Here is an 18,062-nt window from a genome sequence, read left to right as displayed (position 1 = left end):
ATCCGATGCGGGACGGGCGACGATTACTTCCCTGTAAGCAGCTTCCTGCCGCGTCCTACGAGCGTCCCTGCTCCCCAATGACCCCGGCCATCCTGTGCCGGTGGTATCGAGCGGTGGATCCATACGCAGCTCAGCGCTGCGGTGCGCCCTTGCTGGCTGTGGCAGCAGCGGGTGTTCTCGGTGCCGCGGCGGCCGGCCTTGCCGCCGTGGCCGGACGGGCCGCGGTCGCGCCCAGGTCGATCCGCTCGCGGTTGGCCTCGACCGTACGCAGACCGATGCCTTTGACTGTCGCGAGCTGTTCGATGCTGCGGAAGGGCCCGTTCTCCTGGCGATGCGCGACGATGGCCTCGGCCTTCGCCTGGCCCACGTTGTGCAGCACCCGGGCCAGCGTGGCGGCGTCGGCGGTGTTGACGTTGACTTTTTCCCCTGATCCCGAGGCGAACGCGGACCCCGCAAGAACGAGCGACAGGCACAGCGACGCGATGAACGCGGTGAGCGATTTCATGACCAGACTCCTTGGCTTTGGGTGGATTCCTTTCCCGACTGACGATCGAATCGTCCCTGCCGGAATGCCAGTCTTCCCAACGCCAGGGACCTAGCCTATCCGGGCGGCCACTGGACAGAAGCCGGGTAAAAGCCCGAACCCTTGTAGGAAAATTCCTAACCGGGTGTACACGTTAGAATGCTGCGTCCGTCGTCGAGGAGCCCCCATGGACATCCGCCGCACCGAAGCCTTCGTCAACCGCCAGTGGGACGACGAGATCGTCCCCCAGCTGGTCGAGTACATCCGGATCCCGAACAAGTCGCCGATGTTCGATGCGGACTGGGTGGCCAACGGCTACATGGAGCAGGCGGTCGACCTGATGGTCGGCTGGGCGCAGCGCCAGACCCTGCCCGGCATGCGGGTCGAGGTGGTGCGGCTGGAGGGGCGAACACCGCTGGTCCTCATCGAAGTGCCGGCGGCCCACGGCGGCCGCGAGGACGACTGCGTACTGCTCTATGGCCACCTCGACAAGCAGCCGGAGATGACCGGCTGGGACGAGGATCTCGGGCCGTGGACGCCGGTACTGCGCGACGGCAAGCTCTACGGCCGCGGCGGCGCCGACGACGGCTACGCGATCTACGGATCGCTGACCGCGCTGATGGCGCTGCACGAACAGGGCCTGCCGCACGCCCGCTGCGTGGTCCTGATCGAGGCCTGTGAGGAATCAGGCAGCTACGATCTTCCGGCCTACGTCGACCATCTTGCCGACCGGATCGGCCGGCCGTCGCTTGTGGTGTGCCTGGATTCGGGCTGCGGAAACTACGAGCAGCTGTGGTGCACGACTTCGCTGCGTGGCCTGGCCGGAGGCAATCTGACAGTGAAGGTCCTGGACGAAGGCGTGCATTCGGGGGACGCCTCCGGCGTGGTGCCTTCGAGCTTCCGCCTGCTGCGTCAACTCCTGTCGCGCATCGAGGACGAGGACACCGGCCGCATTCTGGTCGACGGTCTGCAGGCGGAGATTCCCGCCGAGCGCATCGAGCAGGCGCGGCGCGCCGCTGACGTGCTCGACGCCGAGGTGTATCGCAAGTTCCCCCTCACCGGCGATCTCGAGCCGATGTTCCCGAAGGACGGTCACGGCGCGGCATCGAACGATCTCTCGGAACTGGTGCTCAACCGCACCTGGCGCCCGGCCCTGTCGATCACCGGGATCGACGGAATCCCGCCCCTGCAGTCGGCCGGCAACGTGCTGCGGCCGCACACCGCGGTGAAACTCTCGCTCCGCCTGCCGCCGACGGTGGACGGGAAGCAGGCCGGTGCCCTGCTGCAGGAGGTCCTCCTGCGCGACCCGCCCAACGGCGCCACGGTGACCCTGGCCCTCGAGAAAGCCGCCACCGGCTGGAACGCGCCGGCGATGTCTCCGTGGCTGTTCGCGGCCATCGACGGGGCCAGCGAGGCATTCTTCGGCAAGCCTGCGATGTACATGGGCGAAGGCGGCTCGATTCCGTTCATGGGCATGCTGGGCGAGAAATTCCCGGCTGCCCAGTTCATGATCACCGGCGTGCTCGGGCCGCAGTCCAACGCGCACGGGCCCAACGAGTTCCTGCACATCGAAATGGGGAAGCGGGTGACCAGTTGCGTGGCCCGCGTGCTCGCCGAGCATCACCACGCCAGCCTGCGCGGCGAAACCGTGGGCTCGGATGTCGCCGCCGACAGCGGTACCCGCCACGGCGCCCACGGCTGCTGCTGAGACGCTCCCGGGCCGTGCGCGCACCCGATGTCGGGGACCGCGCCCGGCCCCGTCAGTCGAATAGCGTCGCCACCACCCGGGTGGCCAATGCCTCGGCGGAGGCGCTGGTCGTGTCCAGCACGAGCTCGGCATCCTCCGGCGCCTCGTAGGCGGAGTCGATCCCGGTGAAGTTGGGCAGCTCACCGCGCCTCGCTTTGGCGTACAGCCCCTTCGGATCGCGACGCTCCGCGACCTCGATGGGCGTGTCGACGAAGACCTCGACGAACTCGTCGACCTGGAACAGCGCGCGCGCGGCCTGGCGTTCGGCCCGGAACGGCGAAATGAAGCTGACCAGGACGATCAATCCGGCGTCGGTCATGAGCCTGGCGACTTCCGCGACACGCCGGAGATTCTCCACGCGGTCCCGGTCGGTGAAGCCCAGATCGCGGCAGAGCCCATGGCGGACGTTGTCGCCATCGAGCAGGTAGGTGTGACGGCCGCGCGCGTGCAGCGCCTTCTCGACCAGATTGGCGATCGTCGATTTGCCGGCGCCGGACAGGCCGGTGAACCAGATGCATCTGGGTTGCTGGCCCTTCATCGCGGCGCGAATGCTGCGATCGATGTCGAGCGACTGCCAATGGATGTTGTCGGCGCGCCGCAGTCCATGCCTGAGCATCCCGCAGGCGACGGTAGCTCTGTCGGCGACGTCGATCAGGATGAAGCCGCCCAGCGCCGGTTCCTCGGAATACGGCGCAAAGGCGGTGGCCGCATCCAGACTCACGATCACCGAGCCGATCTCGTTGACCTCGAGCTGTTTGGCCGCCAACGGCTGCAGGCTCTCCGGATCCAGTCGGTGCTTCAGTTCCGAGATGCGCGCGCCCACCGTGCGCGCGCCGAGTTTCAGCTGATACGCACGCCCCGGGACCAGCGGACGCTCGTCGAACCACAGGAGATCCGCGGCGATCTGGTCGCTGTGCTGCAGCGGCGCATCGGCGCGCGACAGCACGTCGCCGCGCCCTGCATCGACATCGTCGGCCAGACGCACGACCACCGCATCCCCCGGGGCAGCCGATTGCAGGATGCGCTCTCCGACACGGATCTCGGCCACCTTCGTGGCCATCCCCGCCGGCTCCACCCGCACCGCATCGCCGGCGCAGAGAGGGCCGCCGCACAGCGTGCCGGTCAGCCAGCGGGCACCGTCCGGGCCGCGGAGTACGGACTGCAATGGAAGTCGCGCGGGCCTCGCGACCCGAGCGGCGAGTTCGACGGTCTCCAGGTACTCGAGTACGGTCGGTCCTTCATACCAGTCCATCATGGACGACCGGGTGGCCACGTTCTCGCCATGTGCGGCGGCGATCGGAACCGCGGTGACATCCAGCATTCCCATCCGTTCGGCGTGAAGGCGATACCGGCCCACGATGGCCTCGAAGGCCTCGCGCTCGTAGCCGACGCGGTCGATCTTGTTGACGGCCAGCAACACATGACGGACGCCGAACAGGGAGGCGATGGCCGTATGGCGGAAGGTCTGCGGCGAGAGTCCTTTCTTCGCATCCACGAGCAGGATCGCAACGTCGGCCGTGGACGCGCCTGTCGCCATGTTCCGTGTGTACTGGACGTGCCCCGGGCAGTCCGCGATCAGGAACCGGCGGTGCGCCGTTTGCAGATGTCGCCACGCGACGTCGATCGTGATGCCCTGTTCGCGCTCCGCATCGAGCCCATCGAGCAGCAGTGCGTAGTCGATCTCGCCGCCCCGCGTCCCGTGACTCGCGCTCGCGCGCGCCAGTGCGGCCCGCTCGTCATCCGGCACGCGACCGGCTTCGTGCAGGAGCCGGCCGATCAAAGTGCTCTTGCCGTCGTCGACACTGCCGCAGGCCATCACCCGCAGAAGGCCGCGGCGCATGGATCGGCCCATCAGAAGTAACCCTCGCGCTTCTTCTTCTCCATCGAATCTCCATCCGCATGGTCGATCAGCCGGCCCGCGCGTTCGGACATGCTGCCCGCTTCCATCTCCGCAATGATCGCATCGAGGTCGGACGCATCCGATTCGACAGCGCCCGTCAGCGGGTAGCATCCCAGCGTCCGGAACCGCACGCGCCGGAACTCCACATGTTCGCCCGGGGCAGGCTCGAGCCGGTCATCGTCGACCATCAGCAGAGTTCCGCCCCGCGCGATCACCGGGCGTTCGGCTGCGAAGTACAGCGGCACCACAGGAATCCCCTCGCGCCGGATGTAGCGCCAGACGTCCAGCTCCGTCCAGTTGGAGATCGGAAACACCCGGACGCTCTCGCCGGCGCCCACCCGGGCGTTGTAGAGGTTCCAGACTTCCGGGCGCTGGCGCCGCGGGTCCCAGCGATGCTGCGCATCGCGGAACGAGAAGATGCGCTCCTTCGCACGGGATTTTTCTTCGTCCCGGCGGGCGCCGCCGATCGCCGCGTCGTATCGCCCCGCCTCGAGTGCCTGCTTCAGGGCCTGCGTCTTCATGATCTCGGTGTGCACCGTGGCGCCATGCGTCAGTGGACCGACCCCGTCGCGCACGCCGTCCGCATTGATGTGCACCCGCAGGTCGACACCCGACTCCGCCGCCCGCCGGTCGCGGAACGCGATCATCTCGCGGAACTTCCAGGTGGTGTCCACATGCAGAAGCGGAATGGTCGGCCGACCGGGCGCGAATGCCTTGAGCAGGAGATGGAGCAGCACCGAGCTGTCCTTCCCGATCGAATACAGCATGACCGGATTCCTGCACTCGGCAGCGACTTCCCGGAGGATGTGGATACTCTCGGCTTCCAGTCGATCGAGATCGGCAGCCAGGGAAGGCAGGGTCATGTCGGGGCCAGCGGACTCGGATTCACGGGTCGCATTGTAGCCGCGGCGGGTGCCGCGCCGCGGCCGGAGATGACGCCGATGGAGCGACATCGTGACGACGACGGTTTAATCTCGTCGGGCTGCAGCCACTCCAAATCCAGTCAGTCAACCCCGCTGAGAATGAACCGATGCGCGCGATGATCTTCGCCGCGGGACGCGGCGAGCGGATGCGCCCGCTGACCGCGCATACGCCCAAGCCCCTGCTCGTCGCCGGCGGCAAGCCGTTGATCGCCTGGCACCTCGCGCGGCTCGCGTCGCGCGGGGTCGTCGACGTCGTGATCAACGTGTCGTGGCTGGCCGAACGTTTCGCGCCGGTGCTGGGGGACGGATCCGCATTCGGCCTGCGGCTGCACTATGTGATGGAGGGCGATACGCCGCTCGAGACCGGCGGCGGCATGCTGCACGCCCTGCCCCTGCTGGGCGATACGCCCTTCATCGGCATCAGCGGCGACGTGTGGTCCGATTACGACCTGGCCCGTCTGCCTTCCGAACCCGACGGCGAAGCGCATCTGGTGCTGGTCGACAATCCCCCGCATCACCCCGGCGGAGATTTCGAACTGGCCGGGAGCCGCGTGCGCGACTCGGGCGACACACGGCTCACGTTCGCCGGTATCGGTGTCTACCGGCCCTCGCTGTTGTCGGGCTGGCGTGAGGTGATCGGTGCAGCGCCGGGCGCGGACGACACGCCGCCGCGGTTCAAGCTCGCCGCGATCCTCCGGGCTGCGATGTCCGGCGACCGGGTGGGCGGCGAGCACCACCGCGGAGTCTGGACCGATGTGGGCACGCCGGAACGCTTGGCCGAGCTCGACGCCCGATTGCGCGCGGGCTGGGCCGCTCAAGGCCCCGGGCCGACGTCGTCGGCGAGCACCTGACGCACGAACGGCACGGTGAGACGACGCTGCGATGCCAGCGACGCGCGGTCGAGGCGATCGAGCAAGGCGGTCAGTGCAGGCAGGTCACGGTCGGCTCGACGCAGCAGCCAGTCGATGGTCGCGGCATCCACCTGCAGCCCGCGCCGGATCGCACGCAGGCGCAGCAGCTCGTGACGTCCGGCGTCGTCGAGCAAGGGCAATGCGATCCGGGCCGCCTGGGCCAGGCGCGAACGCAGATCGGGTAGCTGAAGGTCGAGCGCATCCGGCCAGCCGGCGCCCGTATAGAGCACGCTCCGTCCCGCGTCGTGGGCGCGGTTGTGCAGGTCGAACAGCGCGATCTCTTCCCCGCGATGGCCGGCCAGGAGCTCGACACCGTCGACGGCGATCAGATCGGCGCCGTGCACCGCCTGGGCGGCGTCGGCAAGCCGGCCCAGAGCCGCCCGCACCGGCAGGTAAGCCGCCCGCCGTCCGAGCCGTTCGGCCTCGGCGCACAGCGCGATCGCGAGATGGGTCTTCCCGGTACCGGCGCCGCCCGCGACGTACAGCGCGCGCCGCGGGCCGCCCAGGGCCACGTCGCGCAGCTGGGCCAGGACCGCGGGATCGGCGGTGACGAAGGTGTCCAGTCGCTGGTCGGGCGGATACCGCAGGGCCAGCGGAAGTTGCGGGGACGACACGGCCATCCGGCTCAGCCGCCGGCCTCGTCCCTGTGCTCGGGCGGCAGCACGAGCGCGCGCCCCCCCAGCTCGATCGCCGGCCTGTCGCCCTCGTAGAGCCGGCTGTGGGTATAACGCTCGTGCGCGTAACGCAGCAGGACATTGCCCACCGCCGCGACCGGCAGCGCCAGCAGCATGCCCAGGAAGCCGAACAACTGGCCACCGGCCAGCACTGCGAAGATGACCGCCACCGGGTGAAGGCCGATGCGGTCGCCGACCAGGCGCGGGGTCAGCACATAACTCTCGACCAGCTGGCCGACAGTGAAGACCACCCCGATCAGGATCAGCAGCTGCCAGTCGAAGCCCTGCGCCTGGACGATGGCGGCGATCAGCGCCAGCGCGATGCCGACCGTCGCGCCGAGATACGGAATGAAGCTGATCAGGCCGGCGATCATGCCGATCAACAGGCCCAGGCGCAGCCCCACCAGCGACATGCCGACGGCGTAGATGGCGCCCTGGCCGAGCATGACCAGGAACTGCCCGCGCAGGAACCCGCCAAGCGATTCGCTGGTCTCACGCGCGAGACGCGTCGCGGTGGCGATGTGGTCGCGCGGCACCAGCGATGCGCAGCGCTCGACCAGCAGGTCCCAGTCGCGCATGAAGTAGAACGCGAGGATCGGCACCAGCACCAGGTTGATGATCAGCGCGAGGATCGCGAAGCCCGAGCGCGACACGTAGGCGAGCACCGTCGCCGCGACACCGCCGGCCTGCTGCCAGTGACCGCGGATCAGCTCGATCAGCCGCTCGGTGTCGAGCCAGGACACCACCTCGTAGCCGGTGCGCTGTTCGACCCACGGCAGTGCGGTACCGATGAGCCAGTCGCGGTACTCGGGAAGGCTGTCGATCAGAGTCACGATCTGCCGCTCGATCATCGGGACCAGGATGATCAGCACCAGCGCGACCAGCAGGCTCATCAGCAGGAACACCAGGGTCACGGCGACCGCGCGCGAGCGACCGCGGCGTTCCAGCCGATCCACCATCGGGTCGCCGAGCCAGCCCAGCAGTGCGGCCAGCACGAACGGCGTCAACACCGGCCCCAGCAGCCAGATCACCCAGCCGGCCGCGAAAAAGATCAGGCCCCACTGCAGGCGTTTGAGGAAACGCGCGATATCGGCGTTCGCAGGATCGTGCGTGATCATCGATGGGGTCCTGACGGAACGGCGCGGTTTCAGCGCAGGTGGAAGACCGGAGTGACGCCTTCGAGATTGCCGTCGGCCTCGACCAGGACCTGATCGTCGGCCATGCGCCGGAATCCGGCCAGCCCGGTCAGCAGATCCAGCTCGACTTCGAGGCCGAGCGGCGTCGCACGCACCGGCCGCACGGCGCGGACCACCGACATGCGCTGCAGCTGGGCCGAGAGCCTGATGAAATCGGCACTGCTGTTGATCCCGGTGAACACGACCGCCTGGGTCGAGGGCGCGCCGGCCGCTCCTGCGCGCGCATAGCGCCGGGTCAGGGCGTCCGCTGCACCGTCAGCGCCTGCCGGCAGCAGGCGCCGGGCGTCGCTGCCCGATTCGCTCCAGCGCGACAGCACGCGGCCGCCGTCGACGAAGATCCAGTCGGCCTTCCAGCCGCTGCCGTCACGGTAGAGCTTGCCGATGAGCTGCATCGGCGGGTTGTAGCGCGCCGAGATGCGCGCGATGGACGCCGTGTCGCCGCGCCAGATCGCGCCCACCGCGGCCTGCTCGGCCGCGCTGCCGCTGGGCAGGCCGAGCCGGTATCCGCGCTCGATCGCACGCTGCAGCACCGGTCGCGCGACATTGCTCTGCTGCAGGGCGACCAGACGCGGCCCGGAGCCGTCGTCGATCGCCAGCCACAGCACCGGCTTGGGGCGCGGATCGGGCCAGACCGGCAGGCCGAGCGCCGCGGCCACGCCGTCGACATCGCTGCGCCGGTAGCGCACCACAAGGGTGGTGGTGAAGGTCGGCGAGCCGCGCGAGGACACGCCTTCGTCCTGGCGGTAGTCGTAGCCTTCGACATACTGCTTGGCGCGCCGCAGTTCCTGGGCCACGCCCGGTCGCTGGGCCACCCCCCGATCGCCGGAGAGCTTGCCCAGCACCTGGGCCAGGCCGCGGGCGAATCCGGCTTCGCGCTCGCTTTCACTCTGGCTGCGCACCGGCACTTCGGCCGAATACAGGCTGGTGCCTTCGGCGCGGTCGCCCTCCACGCGCTGCGCCGCGGCGGTGCCGGCCACGAGGCACGCGGCCAGCAGCCACGCGATCATTCCCAACAAGCGGTTCGGGCGGAGCATCCGGCGGGTCCTGGACTGCGATAACGACGCGCGATGGTGCCATAAACAGCGCATCCGGTCCGTTCCCGAGGCACGCGCCGACCCGGCCCGAACGGCGTCCGGCTGCTAGAATCCGCGCTCTTTCCGCATTGCGACGGCCAACCGTGACTGCCCCGACCCCCCTGACCTATCGCGATGCCGGCGTCGACATCGACGCGGGCAACGCTCTCGTCGAACGCATCAAGCCGCTGGTCAAGCGGAGCTTCCGGCCCGAGGTCATGGGCGGCCTGGGCGGCTTCGGCGCACTGTTCGACCTGTCGGGGAAGTACCGCGAGCCGGTGCTAGTGTCCGGCACCGACGGCGTCGGCACGAAACTCAAGCTCGCGCAGCAGCTCGGCCGCCACGACACGATCGGCATCGATCTCGTCGGCATGTGCGTCAACGACGTCCTGGTGCAGGGTGCCGAACCGCTGTTCTTCCTCGACTATTTCGCCACCGGCAAGCTCGACATCGACACCACGGCGGCCGTGATCGGCGGCATCGCCCGCGGCTGCGAGCTGTCGGGCTGCGCGCTGATCGGCGGCGAGACCGCCGAGATGCCGGACATGTACGCGATCGGCGAATACGACCTCGCCGGCTTCACCGTCGGCGCGGTCGAGAAATCCGAGCTGCGCGACGGCAGCAAGGTGCGGAGCGGCGACGTGCTGATCGGCATCGCATCGAGCGGTCCGCACTCGAACGGTTACTCGCTGATCCGCCGCATCTACGAGCGTGCAGGTCGCCCCGCCGACGTCGAGGTCGGCGGCGTGCCGCTGGTGGATGCACTGATGGCGCCGACCGCGCTCTACGTCAAGCCGGTGCTCGCGCTTCTGCGCAGCGCGCTCGGGCCGCAGCTGCATGCGATGGCCCACATCACCGGTGGCGGGCTGACGGAGAACATCATCCGGGTGATTCCCGATGGCCTCGCCCTGACGATCGATACCTCGGCCTGGCCGATGCCCGCGGTGTTCGAGTGGTTGCAGCGCGAAGGCGCGGTCGCGCCTCACGAAATGTGGCGGACGTTCAATTGCGGGATCGGCTTCGTACTCGTGGTGCCGGCGGACGCCCGCGACGCGTTCGGACAGGCACTCAATGGCCACGGGCTCGCGCACTGGACGATCGGCGAGGTGGTGGCCGACGACGGGGCCGGGCGTGTCCGCATCGCCTGATCTCGCCTGGCAGACCGTGCGCGACGCCGATCATCTGCAGCTCCTGGTGATTTTCCATTACCTGTCGGCGGCACTGACCGGCGCGCTGGCGCTGTTTCCGGTGCTGCACCTTGTCGTGGGTCTCGGCCTGCTGGGCGGGTGGCTGTCGCCCGCCGATGCGGATGCGCGCATGGTGGGCGCGCTCTTCGTGACCTTCGCCGCCGCGATGATCGCGGCCGGGCTCGCGTTCGCCGGCCTGCTGGCGTGGACCGGACGCAATCTCGCGCGGCGTCGTCGCCCGCTGGCCTGCATGATCGTCGCCGGCGTCGCATGCGCGGCCTTCCCGCTCGGCACCGCGCTCGGCGTCTGCACGCTGGTGGTCCTCGTGCGCCCCTCGGTGAAGACGCTCTTCGAGCGCGACGCGCAATGACGCTGCGCCTCGCGGTCTTGGCGTCCGGCCGGGGCAGCAACCTGCAGGCCATTCTGGACGCGATCGCGTCCGGCGCGCTCGACGCCTCGATCGTGGGCCTCTGGTCCGACCGGCGCGACGCGTTCGCCCTCGAGCGCGCCCGTGCCGCCGGCGTGCCCGCGCACGTGGTGCGGCCACGGGACCATGCCGACCGGGCTGCGCACGACGCCGCACTGTTCGGCAGCATCGACGCGACGGGCGCCGACCTGATCGTCTGTGCCGGCTACATGCGCCTGATCGGCGCCTCGGCGGTCGCGGCGCGGCCGGGACGCATGATCAACATCCATCCCTCGCTGCTGCCGCTGTTCAAGGGTCTGCACACCCACCAGCAGGCGCTGGATGCCGGCGTGACGGAACACGGTGCCAGCGTCCACGTGGTCACGGCCGATCTCGATGCCGGCCCGGTACTGGCGCAGGCGCGGGTGCCGGTCCTGCCCGGCGACGACGCCGACACCCTGGCTGCCCGCGTGCTGGAACGCGAACACCCGCTGCTGGTGCAGACACTGCACACGATCGCGACGGGACGCCTGGTTCCAGGCGCCGAGATGGCGCGTCTCGATGGGGCACCCCTCGCCGCACCGCTTCAGCTGACAGCCAACAACCGCTTCGCATGATGGCGCCCTGATGCGCCTGTACCCTGCCCCGATCGCGTTGCTCGCCTGCCTCGCGCTGGCCCCGCCGGCCGCCGCGGTCGAGTTGCGTCCGTTCGTGGCGACCTACGAGGCCTGGTACCAGGGCAAGGCGGCGGGGTCGGCTACGATGCGGCTGGAGCCGCGCGCCTCGCAGTGGAACGTGTCGCTCGACATCCGCGGCGAGCGCGGATTCGCAGGCATCGTGGGCCTCAATCTTTCCCAGAACACGGCGTTCGACGTCGCGGACGCGGTTTACCGCCCGCTGCGGCAGACCACGGTGCGCAAGGCGGCCGTGTTCTTCAGTCGGACGGTCTCGGGTGTCTACGACTGGAGTCGCGGCGTTGCCCGCTGGACCGGTGATCTCAAGAAGGACCGCCAGCATCCCGTGGCGCTGCAGCCGGGCGACATGAGTGCGCTGCTGATCAACCTCGCCGTGATCCGCGACGCGGCGCCGGGCGCGGCGTTGCGCTACCGCTTCGTGGATGGTGGCCGGGTGCGCGAGTACCAGTATCAGGCCGCCGGCGAAGCGGAAACCGTCCCGCTGGGCGAGATGAGCTATTCGGCGTTGCGTGTTTCACGAACCAATGGCGGCAACGACGAGATGATTCTGTGGGTGGCGGACGGCGTGCCGACGCCGGTCCGCATCCTGCAACGCGAAGACGGCGAGGACGCGGTCGACCTGCGTCTCGTCGAATACCAAGGAGCACCATGAGCAAGCCCAACCGAATCATCTCGCGACCCCTGCAGGCCTGCGCGGCCGCCCTGCTCGCTCTCGCCGCGCTGCCGGCGCTGGCGCTCGAGCCGTTCACCGCGACCTACCAGGCCACCTTCATGGGCATGCGCGCCGATGCCAACATGAATCTGGCCCGTGAAGGCGGCAACCGCTGGAAGTACGGCCTGCAGGTCGCGGGCGCCGGGGCACGACTCGAGCAGAGCACCGTCTTCGAGGCCAATGGCGACCAGTTGCGCCCGTTGAGCAGCATCGACTCCCAGCGTGGCGAGTCCGGCATCGCGGCCATGCTGGTCCGTCGTCGCAACGTCAACGCCACCTACGACTGGTCCGCCGGAGAGGCCCGCTGGACCGGCGACGTCAAGGACGACCAGGGCGGGCCGGTGCGTCTGCAGCAGGGCGACATGGACGGCATGCTGATGAATCTCGCGCTCGTGCGGGACGTGCAGGCAGGCAAGTCGCCGCTGCGTTACCGGCTGGTGGAGGACGGCCGCAGCAAGCGCCAGGTGTTCGAGCGCCAGGGCACCGAACAGGTGACCGTAGGCGGCCGCAACCTGCAGGCGACCAAGGTGGTACGCACGGATGGCCGACGCCAGATCGTGGCCTGGATCGTCGACGACCTGCCGGTGCCGGCGCGTCTGCTGCAGCGCCGTGACGGCAAGGACGTCATCGACATGCGCCTGCAGGCGGTCAACTGAAGCGACGCGGCGTCGCTCGCGACCGACGAAAGGCCCCGCATTGCGGGGCTTTTTCGTTCGCAGCCTCTTACTGCGGATCGGCGAGCGTGGTGCGGCACTCCAGCCGGATCACCTCGCCGCTGCGGCGCCAGCGATACTCGACACAGCTGCGCGTGCCCTCGGTGCGCCGCTCGGCCACCACGGAAAAGACGCTGCGCAGGATGTCGCTCCGCGACAGTGTGCCGTCCTCGTCCCAGTCCATCTCCTGCGCCGACATGCCGCTCAACGCGGCCGAGCCGGTCGCCTGCAGCCAGGCCAGGGTCACGAGCAGCACGGCGAGCGTCAGCAGCACGGCCAGCCGTCTCCTGGACAGATGCCCCCGGAACGCCATCGATCACCCCACCCGGCGGATGCGTGCACCCAGTCCGGAGAGCTTGCGTTCGATGTGCTCGTAGCCCCGGTCGAGGTGGTAGATGCGGTCGATGGTGGTCTCACCCTCGGCCATCAGTCCGGCCAGGATCAGCGAAGCGGACGCGCGCAGATCGGTGGCCATCACCGGTGCCCCACTGAGTCTGGCCACGCCCCGCACCGTCGCCCGCGGACCGTCGATGGCGATGTCCGCGCCGAGCCGCATCAGCTCGTTCACATGCATGAAGCGGTTTTCGAAGATCGTCTCGTCGATCGTGGCCGTGCCGTCGGCAACGCAGTCCAGCGCCATGAATTGCGCCTGCATGTCGGTGGGAAAGCCGGGGTGCGGCGAGGTGACGATGTCCACCGCGCGCGGTCGACGCCCTTCCATGTCCACGGTGATCCGATCGGCGGCGATCTCCACGCCGGCGCCCGCCTGGCGCAGTCTGTCGAGCACCGCGCCCAGGGTGTCCGGGCGCGCCGCCGTCGCGGTCACCCGCCCGCCGGTCATCGCCGCGGCGACCAGGAAGGTGCCGGTCTCGATGCGGTCGGCGATCACGGCATGCCGCGCGCCGCGCAGCTTCGCCACGCCGCGGACCTCGATCCGGGAGGTTCCGGCGCCGCGGATGTCGGCGCCCATCGCGATCAGGCATTCGGCCAGGTCGACGATCTCCGGCTCGCGCGCCGCGTTGTCGATCAGGGTCGTGCCCTCGGCCAGGGTGGCCGCCATGAGCACGTTCTCGGTCGCGCCCACGCTGATCGTCTCGAAGACCACGTGCCCACCGCGCAGACGCTCGGCGCGCGCGCGGATGAAGCCGTGTTCCACCGAGATCTCCGCGCCCAGCGCTTCGAGCGCCTTGATGTGCAGGTCGACCGGCCGTGCGCCGATGGCGCAACCGCCGGGCAGCGAGACCTCGGCCGCGCCGAACCGTGCCAGCAGCGGTCCGAGCACCAGGACCGACGCACGCATCGTGCGCACCAGCTCGTACGGCGCGACATGACTGTGCACCGCGCGTGGATCCACCACGACGCGCGCGCCGGCGACATCGTGTTCGACGGCCGCGCCGAGGCCTTCGAGGAGCTTGATCGTGGTCAGGACGTCGTGCAGGTGCGGCACGTTGCCGATCTCGACCGGCGCATCGGCCAGGAGGGTCGCGCAGAGGATTGGCAGCACGGCATTCTTGGCGCCCGACACGCGTACCTCGCCCCGCAGCGGCACGCCTCCGGTCACGATGATCTTGGCCATCAGCCTGTCGCTCCGCCGGCGCGCGCGTGTTCATCCGGGGTCAACGTGCGCAAGGCCAGAGCATGGATCTCGCCGCCCATGCGGTCTCCGAGGGTGGCGTAGACCATGCGGTGCCGGGCAAGCGGCAGCTTGCCGGCGAACGCCGGCGAGACGACCAGCGCCTCGAAATGTACGCCGTCGTCGCCCTGTACAAGGACCACGGCATCGGGCATCCCCTGCTGGATGAGGTGGGTGATGGTCTGGGTATCCAAGGATCGGTCCTGTGGCCGCGCTGCCGGGCCGTGAACGTCGTCTCGCGCAGGTGAAGCGCGGGTGAGCCGTCATCGCCGACGCCGCCGGTCGCGGGGCATTCACGGCGGGAAGCGCATAAAATGAATGGCTTAGCCTAACGGAAAAGCCCCTTGGCGGATATGGTCCACCCCGCGGCGCACGACGTCGCCACGTTCTCGTTCGCCGATGCCGGCCGTCGTGTCTTCGCGACCGAAGTGGACGGGCTGCAGGCGGTCGCCGCGCGGCTGGACGGCGAGTTCAGCGCGGCCTGTGCGCGCATGCTGGCCTGCCGCGGCCGGGTGGTCTGCACCGGCATGGGCAAGTCGGGGCACATCGCGCGCAAGATCGCGGCGACGCTCGCGTCCACGGGCACGCCGGCGTTTTACGTCCATCCCGGCGAAGCCGGGCACGGCGACCTCGGCATGATCACGGATGCGGACGTCGTGCTGGCACTGTCGTATTCCGGAGAGTCCGACGAGATCCTCATGCTGCTGCCTGTGCTCAAGCGTCAGGGCAATCCGCTCATCGCGATGACCGGCCGGCCGACATCGACCCTCGCCGCGGCCGCGGAAGTGCATCTGGATATCAGCGTGCCGGCCGAGGCGTGCCCGCTGGCGCTGGCGCCGACGTCCAGCACCACCGCCTCGCTGGCGATGGGCGACGCGTTGGCCGTGGCCCTGCTCGAGGCACGCGGCTTCACCGCGGACGATTTCGCCCGCTCGCACCCGGCCGGTGCGCTCGGCCGTCGCCTGCTGCTGCACATCCGCGACGTCATGCACGGCGGCGATGCCATCCCCGCCGTCGCTGCCGATGCTTCGCTGGCCGATGCGCTGATGGAGATGAGCCGCAAGCGCCTCGGCATGACCGTGGTGGTGGACGATGCGGGCCGGCTGATCGGCCTGTTCACCGATGGCGATCTTCGACGCACGCTGACCGATCCGGCCATGGACGTGCGCAGCGCCCGGATCGCCGACGTGATGACCCGCGATCCGACCAGCGTCGAAGCCGACGCGCTGGCCGTCGAAGCCGCCCGGCTGATGGAGACCCGCAAGATCACGATGCTGCCGGTCGTCGACGGCGACCGTCGCGTGGTCGGGGCCCTGAACATTCAGGACCTGTTGCGCGCGCGCGTGGTGTAACCCTTCCCTGTTCATGGACGCGACCGAACCGATGCCTTCCCACCCGCCGCACGCTGTATTCGACTCGGTGCCCGATGCCGTCATGGCACGCGCGCGGCGCGTGCGGCTGGCCTGCTTCGACGTGGATGGCACCCTGACCGACGGCGCGCTGACGTTCGACACCGAGGGCCGTGAAACCAAGACCTTCCACGTGCACGACGGCCAGGGGCTCGTGCTGCTGCGCAAGGCCGGAATCGCGGTCGCGATGGTCACGGCGCGGCGCGGCGGCATCGTCGAGCGCCGGGCCGCCGACCTCGGCATCGAGGCCTACGTCCATGTCGCCGACAAGCGCGAGCGGGTCGAGCAGCTCTGCGCGGCACTCGACATCGGGCCCGACGAGATGGCCTTCATGGGCGACGACCTGGCCGATGTCGGCGTGATGCGCATCGCCGGCCTGGCGGTCGCCCCCGCGGATGCGCAGCGCTGTGCGGCGGAAGCGGCGCACTGGCGTACGCGCGCGGAGGGCGGACGCGGCGCAGGACGCGAGCTCTGCGAGCTGATCCTGCATGCCCAGGAGCGGCTCGCGACGTCGCATGCCGACGGGCGGGTGTCGTGATGAACTGGCGTATCACATTGACCCTCGCGTTGCTGGTCGGCGCCCTGGTGTCCGGCTGGTCCGCGTGGCGGCAGGGCGACGCGCAGGCCGCGCTGACGACGACCGACGGCCGGACCGATTACCTGCTCCGCGACTTCGACCTCGTCGCGCTCGATGCCCAGGGACAGGAGGCGTTCTCGGTGGCTGCGCCCCGACTGCTGCAGACGCCCGGCGCACGCTCGCTCGAGATCGAGACGCCGGTCTTCCACATTCCCGCCGAAGACGGCAGCGGGCGCTGGCAGGTGGTCTCCACGACCGGCTGGGTGTCGGAAGACAACGAGGAAGTGCGCCTGCGCGGCGAGGTCACGGCGACCAGCCCGGACGCAGCGCCGCGCCCGACGACCATGCGCACCGAGGCGCTGGACCTCTACCCGCAACGCAACCAGGCCGGCACCGAGACCGCCGTGGTGGTCACCCAGCCCGGCACTACAATGCAGGGCATTGGCATGCGTGCCGACCTCGACTCCGGACGGATCGAGCTTCTCTCCCAGGTGAGATTCCGCAATGAGCACACTCCCCGTCGCTAGGCTGCTGCTGCTTGCCGCCGCCCTCGTCCCGCTCGCCGTCGTCGCCAAGTCGTCCGATCGCAACCAGACGCTCGGCGTCGAGGCAGGCGCGAGCGACTGCTCGGTGAGCAACGAGCGCCTGCCGTGCATCCTGTCGGGCGGCGTCACCATCACCCAGGGCACGCTGCAGATCGATGCGACCCGGGCGGACCTGCGCCGGGCCAATGGCGACTTCCAGCGGGTGATCCTGACCGGCGGACCGGTGCGCATGAAGCAGCAGATGGACGATGGCGGCTGGGTCGACGCGACCGCCGCGCAGGCCGATTACAACCTGCCCAACGACACCGTCGTGCTGACCGGCAATGCCGTGGTCAACCAGCCCGGTCGCGGGCGCATGGAGGGCCAGCGCATCGTCTACAACATGTCGACCGGCCAGGTCCAGGGCGGCGGCGAGGGCCAGGGCCGCGTGCGCATGCAGTTCGAGCCGCGCAACCGCCAGCCCGCACAGACGCCACCGGCAGGCACGCCCTGATGCTGGTCGTCGAAGGCCTGCGTAAACGCTATCGGCAGCGCGAAATCGTCAAGGATTTCGGCCTCACCCTGGAGTCGGGCGAAGTGGTCGGGCTGCTCGGCCCCAATGGCGCGGGCAAGACGACCTGTTTCTACATGATCGTCGGCCTGGTTCCCGCCGATGCCGGACGCATCGTGCTCGATGGCCGCGACATCACTGCCGAGCCGATGTACACCCGCGCCAAGCGCGGCGTCGGCTACCTGCCTCAGGAACCGTCGGTGTTCCGCAAGCTCAGCGTGGCCGACAACATCATGCTGGTCCTGGAGCTCCGCGACGATCTCGATCGCGCCGGGCGTGCCAGGACGCTGGCGGACCTGATGGACGAACTCCAGATCAGCCACGTCGCCGATCAGGCAGGCGCCAGCCTGTCGGGCGGCGAACGCCGACGGGTCGAGATCGCCCGAGCGCTGGCTGCGAACCCCCGCATGATCCTGCTCGACGAACCCTTCGCGGGCGTCGATCCGATTTCGGTCGGCGAGATCCAGCGCATCGTCACCCACCTCAAGGAACGCGGGATCGGGGTGTTGATCACCGATCACAATGTGCGTGAAACCTTGGGAATCTGCGATCGGGCGTATATCCTCAGCGATGGCGGCGTGCTCGCGCAGGGGGCTCCGGACGCGTTGCTCGCCAATCCCGATGTGCGTCGCGTCTATCTTGGTGACTCCTTCAGGCTGTAGCGGCCGCGCGCACCCGGTCACGGAAC

General features: G+C 69.4%; 21 protein-coding genes. 12 read left to right on the top strand and 9 right to left on the bottom strand.

Annotated features, from left to right (window positions below; translation table 11 throughout):
- Positions 1-130 precede the first annotated feature (130 nt).
- Positions 131-505: a ComEA family DNA-binding protein gene (locus tag H0E82_RS12990; protein WP_180545881.1), complete on the bottom strand. Its 375-nt coding sequence runs from the start codon at positions 503-505 to the stop codon at positions 131-133.
- 205 nt (positions 506-710) lie between these two features.
- On the opposite strand from H0E82_RS12990, the gene H0E82_RS12985 reads away from it, so the two are divergent.
- Positions 711-2,231, top strand: a complete 1,521-nt coding sequence (locus tag H0E82_RS12985; RefSeq protein WP_180545880.1) for a M20 family metallopeptidase — start codon at positions 711-713, stop codon at positions 2,229-2,231.
- Between the two features lie 52 nt (positions 2,232-2,283).
- Here H0E82_RS12985 and cysC read toward each other — a convergent pair whose 3' ends face one another.
- Both cysC and cysD read right to left on the bottom strand, forming a co-directional pair.
- On the bottom strand, positions 2,284-4,110 hold the full coding sequence (gene cysC / locus H0E82_RS12980) for an adenylyl-sulfate kinase (RefSeq protein WP_235974311.1): 1,827 nt from the start codon (positions 4,108-4,110) through the stop codon (positions 2,284-2,286).
- Between the two features lie 11 nt (positions 4,111-4,121).
- Positions 4,122-5,033, bottom strand: a complete 912-nt coding sequence (gene cysD, locus H0E82_RS12975; RefSeq protein WP_180545878.1) for a sulfate adenylyltransferase subunit CysD — start codon at positions 5,031-5,033, stop codon at positions 4,122-4,124.
- A 167-nt stretch (positions 5,034-5,200) separates the two neighbouring features.
- Here cysD and murU point away from each other — a divergent pair, with 167 nt between their 5' ends.
- Entirely contained in the window at positions 5,201-5,944 is a 744-nt protein-coding gene (gene murU / locus H0E82_RS12970) for an N-acetylmuramate alpha-1-phosphate uridylyltransferase MurU (RefSeq protein WP_180545877.1), read from the top strand.
- On the opposite strand, the gene hda is transcribed toward murU, so the two are convergent.
- The 3 genes from hda to H0E82_RS12955 are packed head-to-tail and all read right to left on the bottom strand — an operon-like array spanning position 5,908 to position 8,908.
- The gene (gene hda, locus H0E82_RS12965; protein WP_180546559.1) at positions 5,908-6,618 is read right to left on the bottom strand and encodes a DnaA regulatory inactivator Hda; all 711 of its coding nucleotides are present in this window, start codon (positions 6,616-6,618) and stop codon (positions 5,908-5,910) included. The two genes, murU and hda, sit on opposite strands and share 37 nt — an antisense overlap.
- Before the next feature lie 11 nt (positions 6,619-6,629).
- Positions 6,630-7,793, bottom strand: coding sequence for an AI-2E family transporter (locus tag H0E82_RS12960; RefSeq protein WP_425600352.1), 1,164 nt, complete (start codon positions 7,791-7,793; stop codon positions 6,630-6,632).
- A gap of 32 nt (positions 7,794-7,825) precedes the next feature.
- Positions 7,826-8,908 carry a DUF2066 domain-containing protein gene (locus H0E82_RS12955; protein ID WP_180545875.1) on the bottom strand — a complete coding sequence of 361 codons (1,083 nt, stop codon included), beginning with the start codon at positions 8,906-8,908 and terminating at the stop codon, positions 7,826-7,828.
- A 161-nt stretch (positions 8,909-9,069) separates the two neighbouring features.
- On the opposite strand from H0E82_RS12955, the gene purM reads away from it, so the two are divergent.
- Genes purM through H0E82_RS12930 form a run of 5 tightly spaced genes read left to right on the top strand, consistent with a single transcriptional unit; the run spans position 9,070 to position 12,603 of the window.
- Positions 9,070-10,095, top strand: a complete 1,026-nt coding sequence (gene purM, locus H0E82_RS12950) for a phosphoribosylformylglycinamidine cyclo-ligase (RefSeq protein ID WP_180546558.1) — start codon at positions 9,070-9,072, stop codon at positions 10,093-10,095.
- A complete protein-coding gene (locus H0E82_RS12945; protein WP_180545874.1) occupies positions 10,079-10,504 on the top strand; it encodes a hypothetical protein in 426 nt (141 codons plus the stop codon). Before purM ends, H0E82_RS12945 begins: the two co-directional genes overlap by 17 nt.
- Positions 10,501-11,157 carry a phosphoribosylglycinamide formyltransferase gene (gene purN, locus H0E82_RS12940; protein WP_180545873.1) on the top strand — a complete coding sequence of 219 codons (657 nt, stop codon included), beginning with the start codon at positions 10,501-10,503 and terminating at the stop codon, positions 11,155-11,157. The genes H0E82_RS12945 and purN overlap by 4 nt, the downstream gene beginning before the upstream one ends.
- Before the next feature lie 10 nt (positions 11,158-11,167).
- A complete protein-coding gene (locus H0E82_RS12935; protein ID WP_180545872.1) occupies positions 11,168-11,887 on the top strand; it encodes a DUF3108 domain-containing protein in 720 nt (239 codons plus the stop codon).
- Entirely contained in the window at positions 11,884-12,603 is a 720-nt protein-coding gene (locus tag H0E82_RS12930; RefSeq protein ID WP_180545871.1) for a DUF3108 domain-containing protein, read from the top strand. Before H0E82_RS12935 ends, H0E82_RS12930 begins: the two co-directional genes overlap by 4 nt.
- A gap of 67 nt (positions 12,604-12,670) precedes the next feature.
- On the opposite strand, the gene H0E82_RS12925 is transcribed toward H0E82_RS12930, so the two are convergent.
- Genes H0E82_RS12925 through H0E82_RS12915 form a run of 3 tightly spaced genes read right to left on the bottom strand, consistent with a single transcriptional unit; the run spans position 12,671 to position 14,487 of the window.
- The gene (locus tag H0E82_RS12925) at positions 12,671-12,934 is read right to left on the bottom strand and encodes a hypothetical protein (protein WP_328797029.1); all 264 of its coding nucleotides are present in this window, start codon (positions 12,932-12,934) and stop codon (positions 12,671-12,673) included.
- A gap of 42 nt (positions 12,935-12,976) precedes the next feature.
- On the bottom strand, positions 12,977-14,236 hold the full coding sequence (gene murA, locus H0E82_RS12920; protein ID WP_180545869.1) for a UDP-N-acetylglucosamine 1-carboxyvinyltransferase: 1,260 nt from the start codon (positions 14,234-14,236) through the stop codon (positions 12,977-12,979).
- The gene (locus H0E82_RS12915; protein ID WP_180545868.1) at positions 14,236-14,487 is read right to left on the bottom strand and encodes a BolA family protein; all 252 of its coding nucleotides are present in this window, start codon (positions 14,485-14,487) and stop codon (positions 14,236-14,238) included. The genes murA and H0E82_RS12915 overlap by 1 nt, the downstream gene beginning before the upstream one ends.
- Before the next feature lie 159 nt (positions 14,488-14,646).
- Here H0E82_RS12915 and H0E82_RS12910 point away from each other — a divergent pair, with 159 nt between their 5' ends.
- The 5 genes from H0E82_RS12910 to lptB all read left to right on the top strand — a co-directional run bounded on the left by H0E82_RS12910 (position 14,647) and on the right by lptB (position 18,036).
- Positions 14,647-15,645 (top strand): KpsF/GutQ family sugar-phosphate isomerase, encoded by a 999-nt coding sequence (locus H0E82_RS12910; protein ID WP_180546557.1) that lies wholly within the window; start codon positions 14,647-14,649, stop codon positions 15,643-15,645.
- An 82-nt stretch (positions 15,646-15,727) separates the two neighbouring features.
- Positions 15,728-16,240, top strand: a complete 513-nt coding sequence (locus H0E82_RS12905) for a KdsC family phosphatase (protein ID WP_235974309.1) — start codon at positions 15,728-15,730, stop codon at positions 16,238-16,240.
- Entirely contained in the window at positions 16,240-16,806 is a 567-nt protein-coding gene (gene lptC / locus H0E82_RS12900) for an LPS export ABC transporter periplasmic protein LptC (protein ID WP_180545866.1), read from the top strand. Before H0E82_RS12905 ends, lptC begins: the two co-directional genes overlap by 1 nt.
- Positions 16,784-17,317, top strand: coding sequence for a lipopolysaccharide transport periplasmic protein LptA (gene lptA, locus H0E82_RS12895; protein WP_180545865.1), 534 nt, complete (start codon positions 16,784-16,786; stop codon positions 17,315-17,317). Before lptC ends, lptA begins: the two co-directional genes overlap by 23 nt.
- Complete coding sequence (gene lptB, locus H0E82_RS12890) at positions 17,317-18,036, top strand: LPS export ABC transporter ATP-binding protein (RefSeq protein ID WP_180545864.1); 720 nt, start codon at positions 17,317-17,319, stop codon at positions 18,034-18,036. Before lptA ends, lptB begins: the two co-directional genes overlap by 1 nt.
- Positions 18,037-18,062 lie beyond the last annotated feature (26 nt).

The sequence above is a fragment of the Luteimonas deserti genome, assembly GCF_013425765.1.
GTDB lineage: Bacteria > Pseudomonadota > Gammaproteobacteria > Xanthomonadales > Xanthomonadaceae > Luteimonas > Luteimonas deserti.
This window is presented reverse-complemented; position numbering and strand designations above follow the sequence as displayed.

Excerpts from the sequence above, each read along its gene's own strand:
- cysD (WP_180545878.1), bottom strand. The coding sequence starts at position 5,033 with ATGACCCTGCCTTCCCTGGCTGCCGATCTCGATCGACTGGAAGCCGAG.
- purN (WP_180545873.1), top strand. The coding sequence starts at position 10,501 with ATGACGCTGCGCCTCGCGGTCTTGGCGTCCGGCCGGGGCAGCAACCTG.
- murA (WP_180545869.1), bottom strand. The coding sequence starts at position 14,236 with ATGGCCAAGATCATCGTGACCGGAGGCGTGCCGCTGCGGGGCGAGGTA.
- murU (WP_180545877.1), top strand. The coding sequence starts at position 5,201 with ATGCGCGCGATGATCTTCGCCGCGGGACGCGGCGAGCGGATGCGCCCG.
- H0E82_RS12990 (WP_180545881.1), bottom strand. The coding sequence starts at position 505 with ATGAAATCGCTCACCGCGTTCATCGCGTCGCTGTGCCTGTCGCTCGTT.
- H0E82_RS12905 (WP_235974309.1), top strand. The coding sequence starts at position 15,728 with ATGGCACGCGCGCGGCGCGTGCGGCTGGCCTGCTTCGACGTGGATGGC.
- H0E82_RS12935 (WP_180545872.1), top strand. The coding sequence starts at position 11,168 with ATGCGCCTGTACCCTGCCCCGATCGCGTTGCTCGCCTGCCTCGCGCTG.
- cysC (WP_235974311.1), bottom strand. The coding sequence starts at position 4,110 with ATGCGCCGCGGCCTTCTGCGGGTGATGGCCTGCGGCAGTGTCGACGAC.
- H0E82_RS12985 (WP_180545880.1), top strand. The coding sequence starts at position 711 with ATGGACATCCGCCGCACCGAAGCCTTCGTCAACCGCCAGTGGGACGAC.
- lptA (WP_180545865.1), top strand. The coding sequence starts at position 16,784 with ATGAGCACACTCCCCGTCGCTAGGCTGCTGCTGCTTGCCGCCGCCCTC.
- lptC (WP_180545866.1), top strand. The coding sequence starts at position 16,240 with ATGAACTGGCGTATCACATTGACCCTCGCGTTGCTGGTCGGCGCCCTG.
- lptB (WP_180545864.1), top strand. The coding sequence starts at position 17,317 with ATGCTGGTCGTCGAAGGCCTGCGTAAACGCTATCGGCAGCGCGAAATC.
- H0E82_RS12930 (WP_180545871.1), top strand. The coding sequence starts at position 11,884 with ATGAGCAAGCCCAACCGAATCATCTCGCGACCCCTGCAGGCCTGCGCG.
- H0E82_RS12955 (WP_180545875.1), bottom strand. The coding sequence starts at position 8,908 with ATGCTCCGCCCGAACCGCTTGTTGGGAATGATCGCGTGGCTGCTGGCC.
- H0E82_RS12910 (WP_180546557.1), top strand. The coding sequence starts at position 14,647 with ATGGTCCACCCCGCGGCGCACGACGTCGCCACGTTCTCGTTCGCCGAT.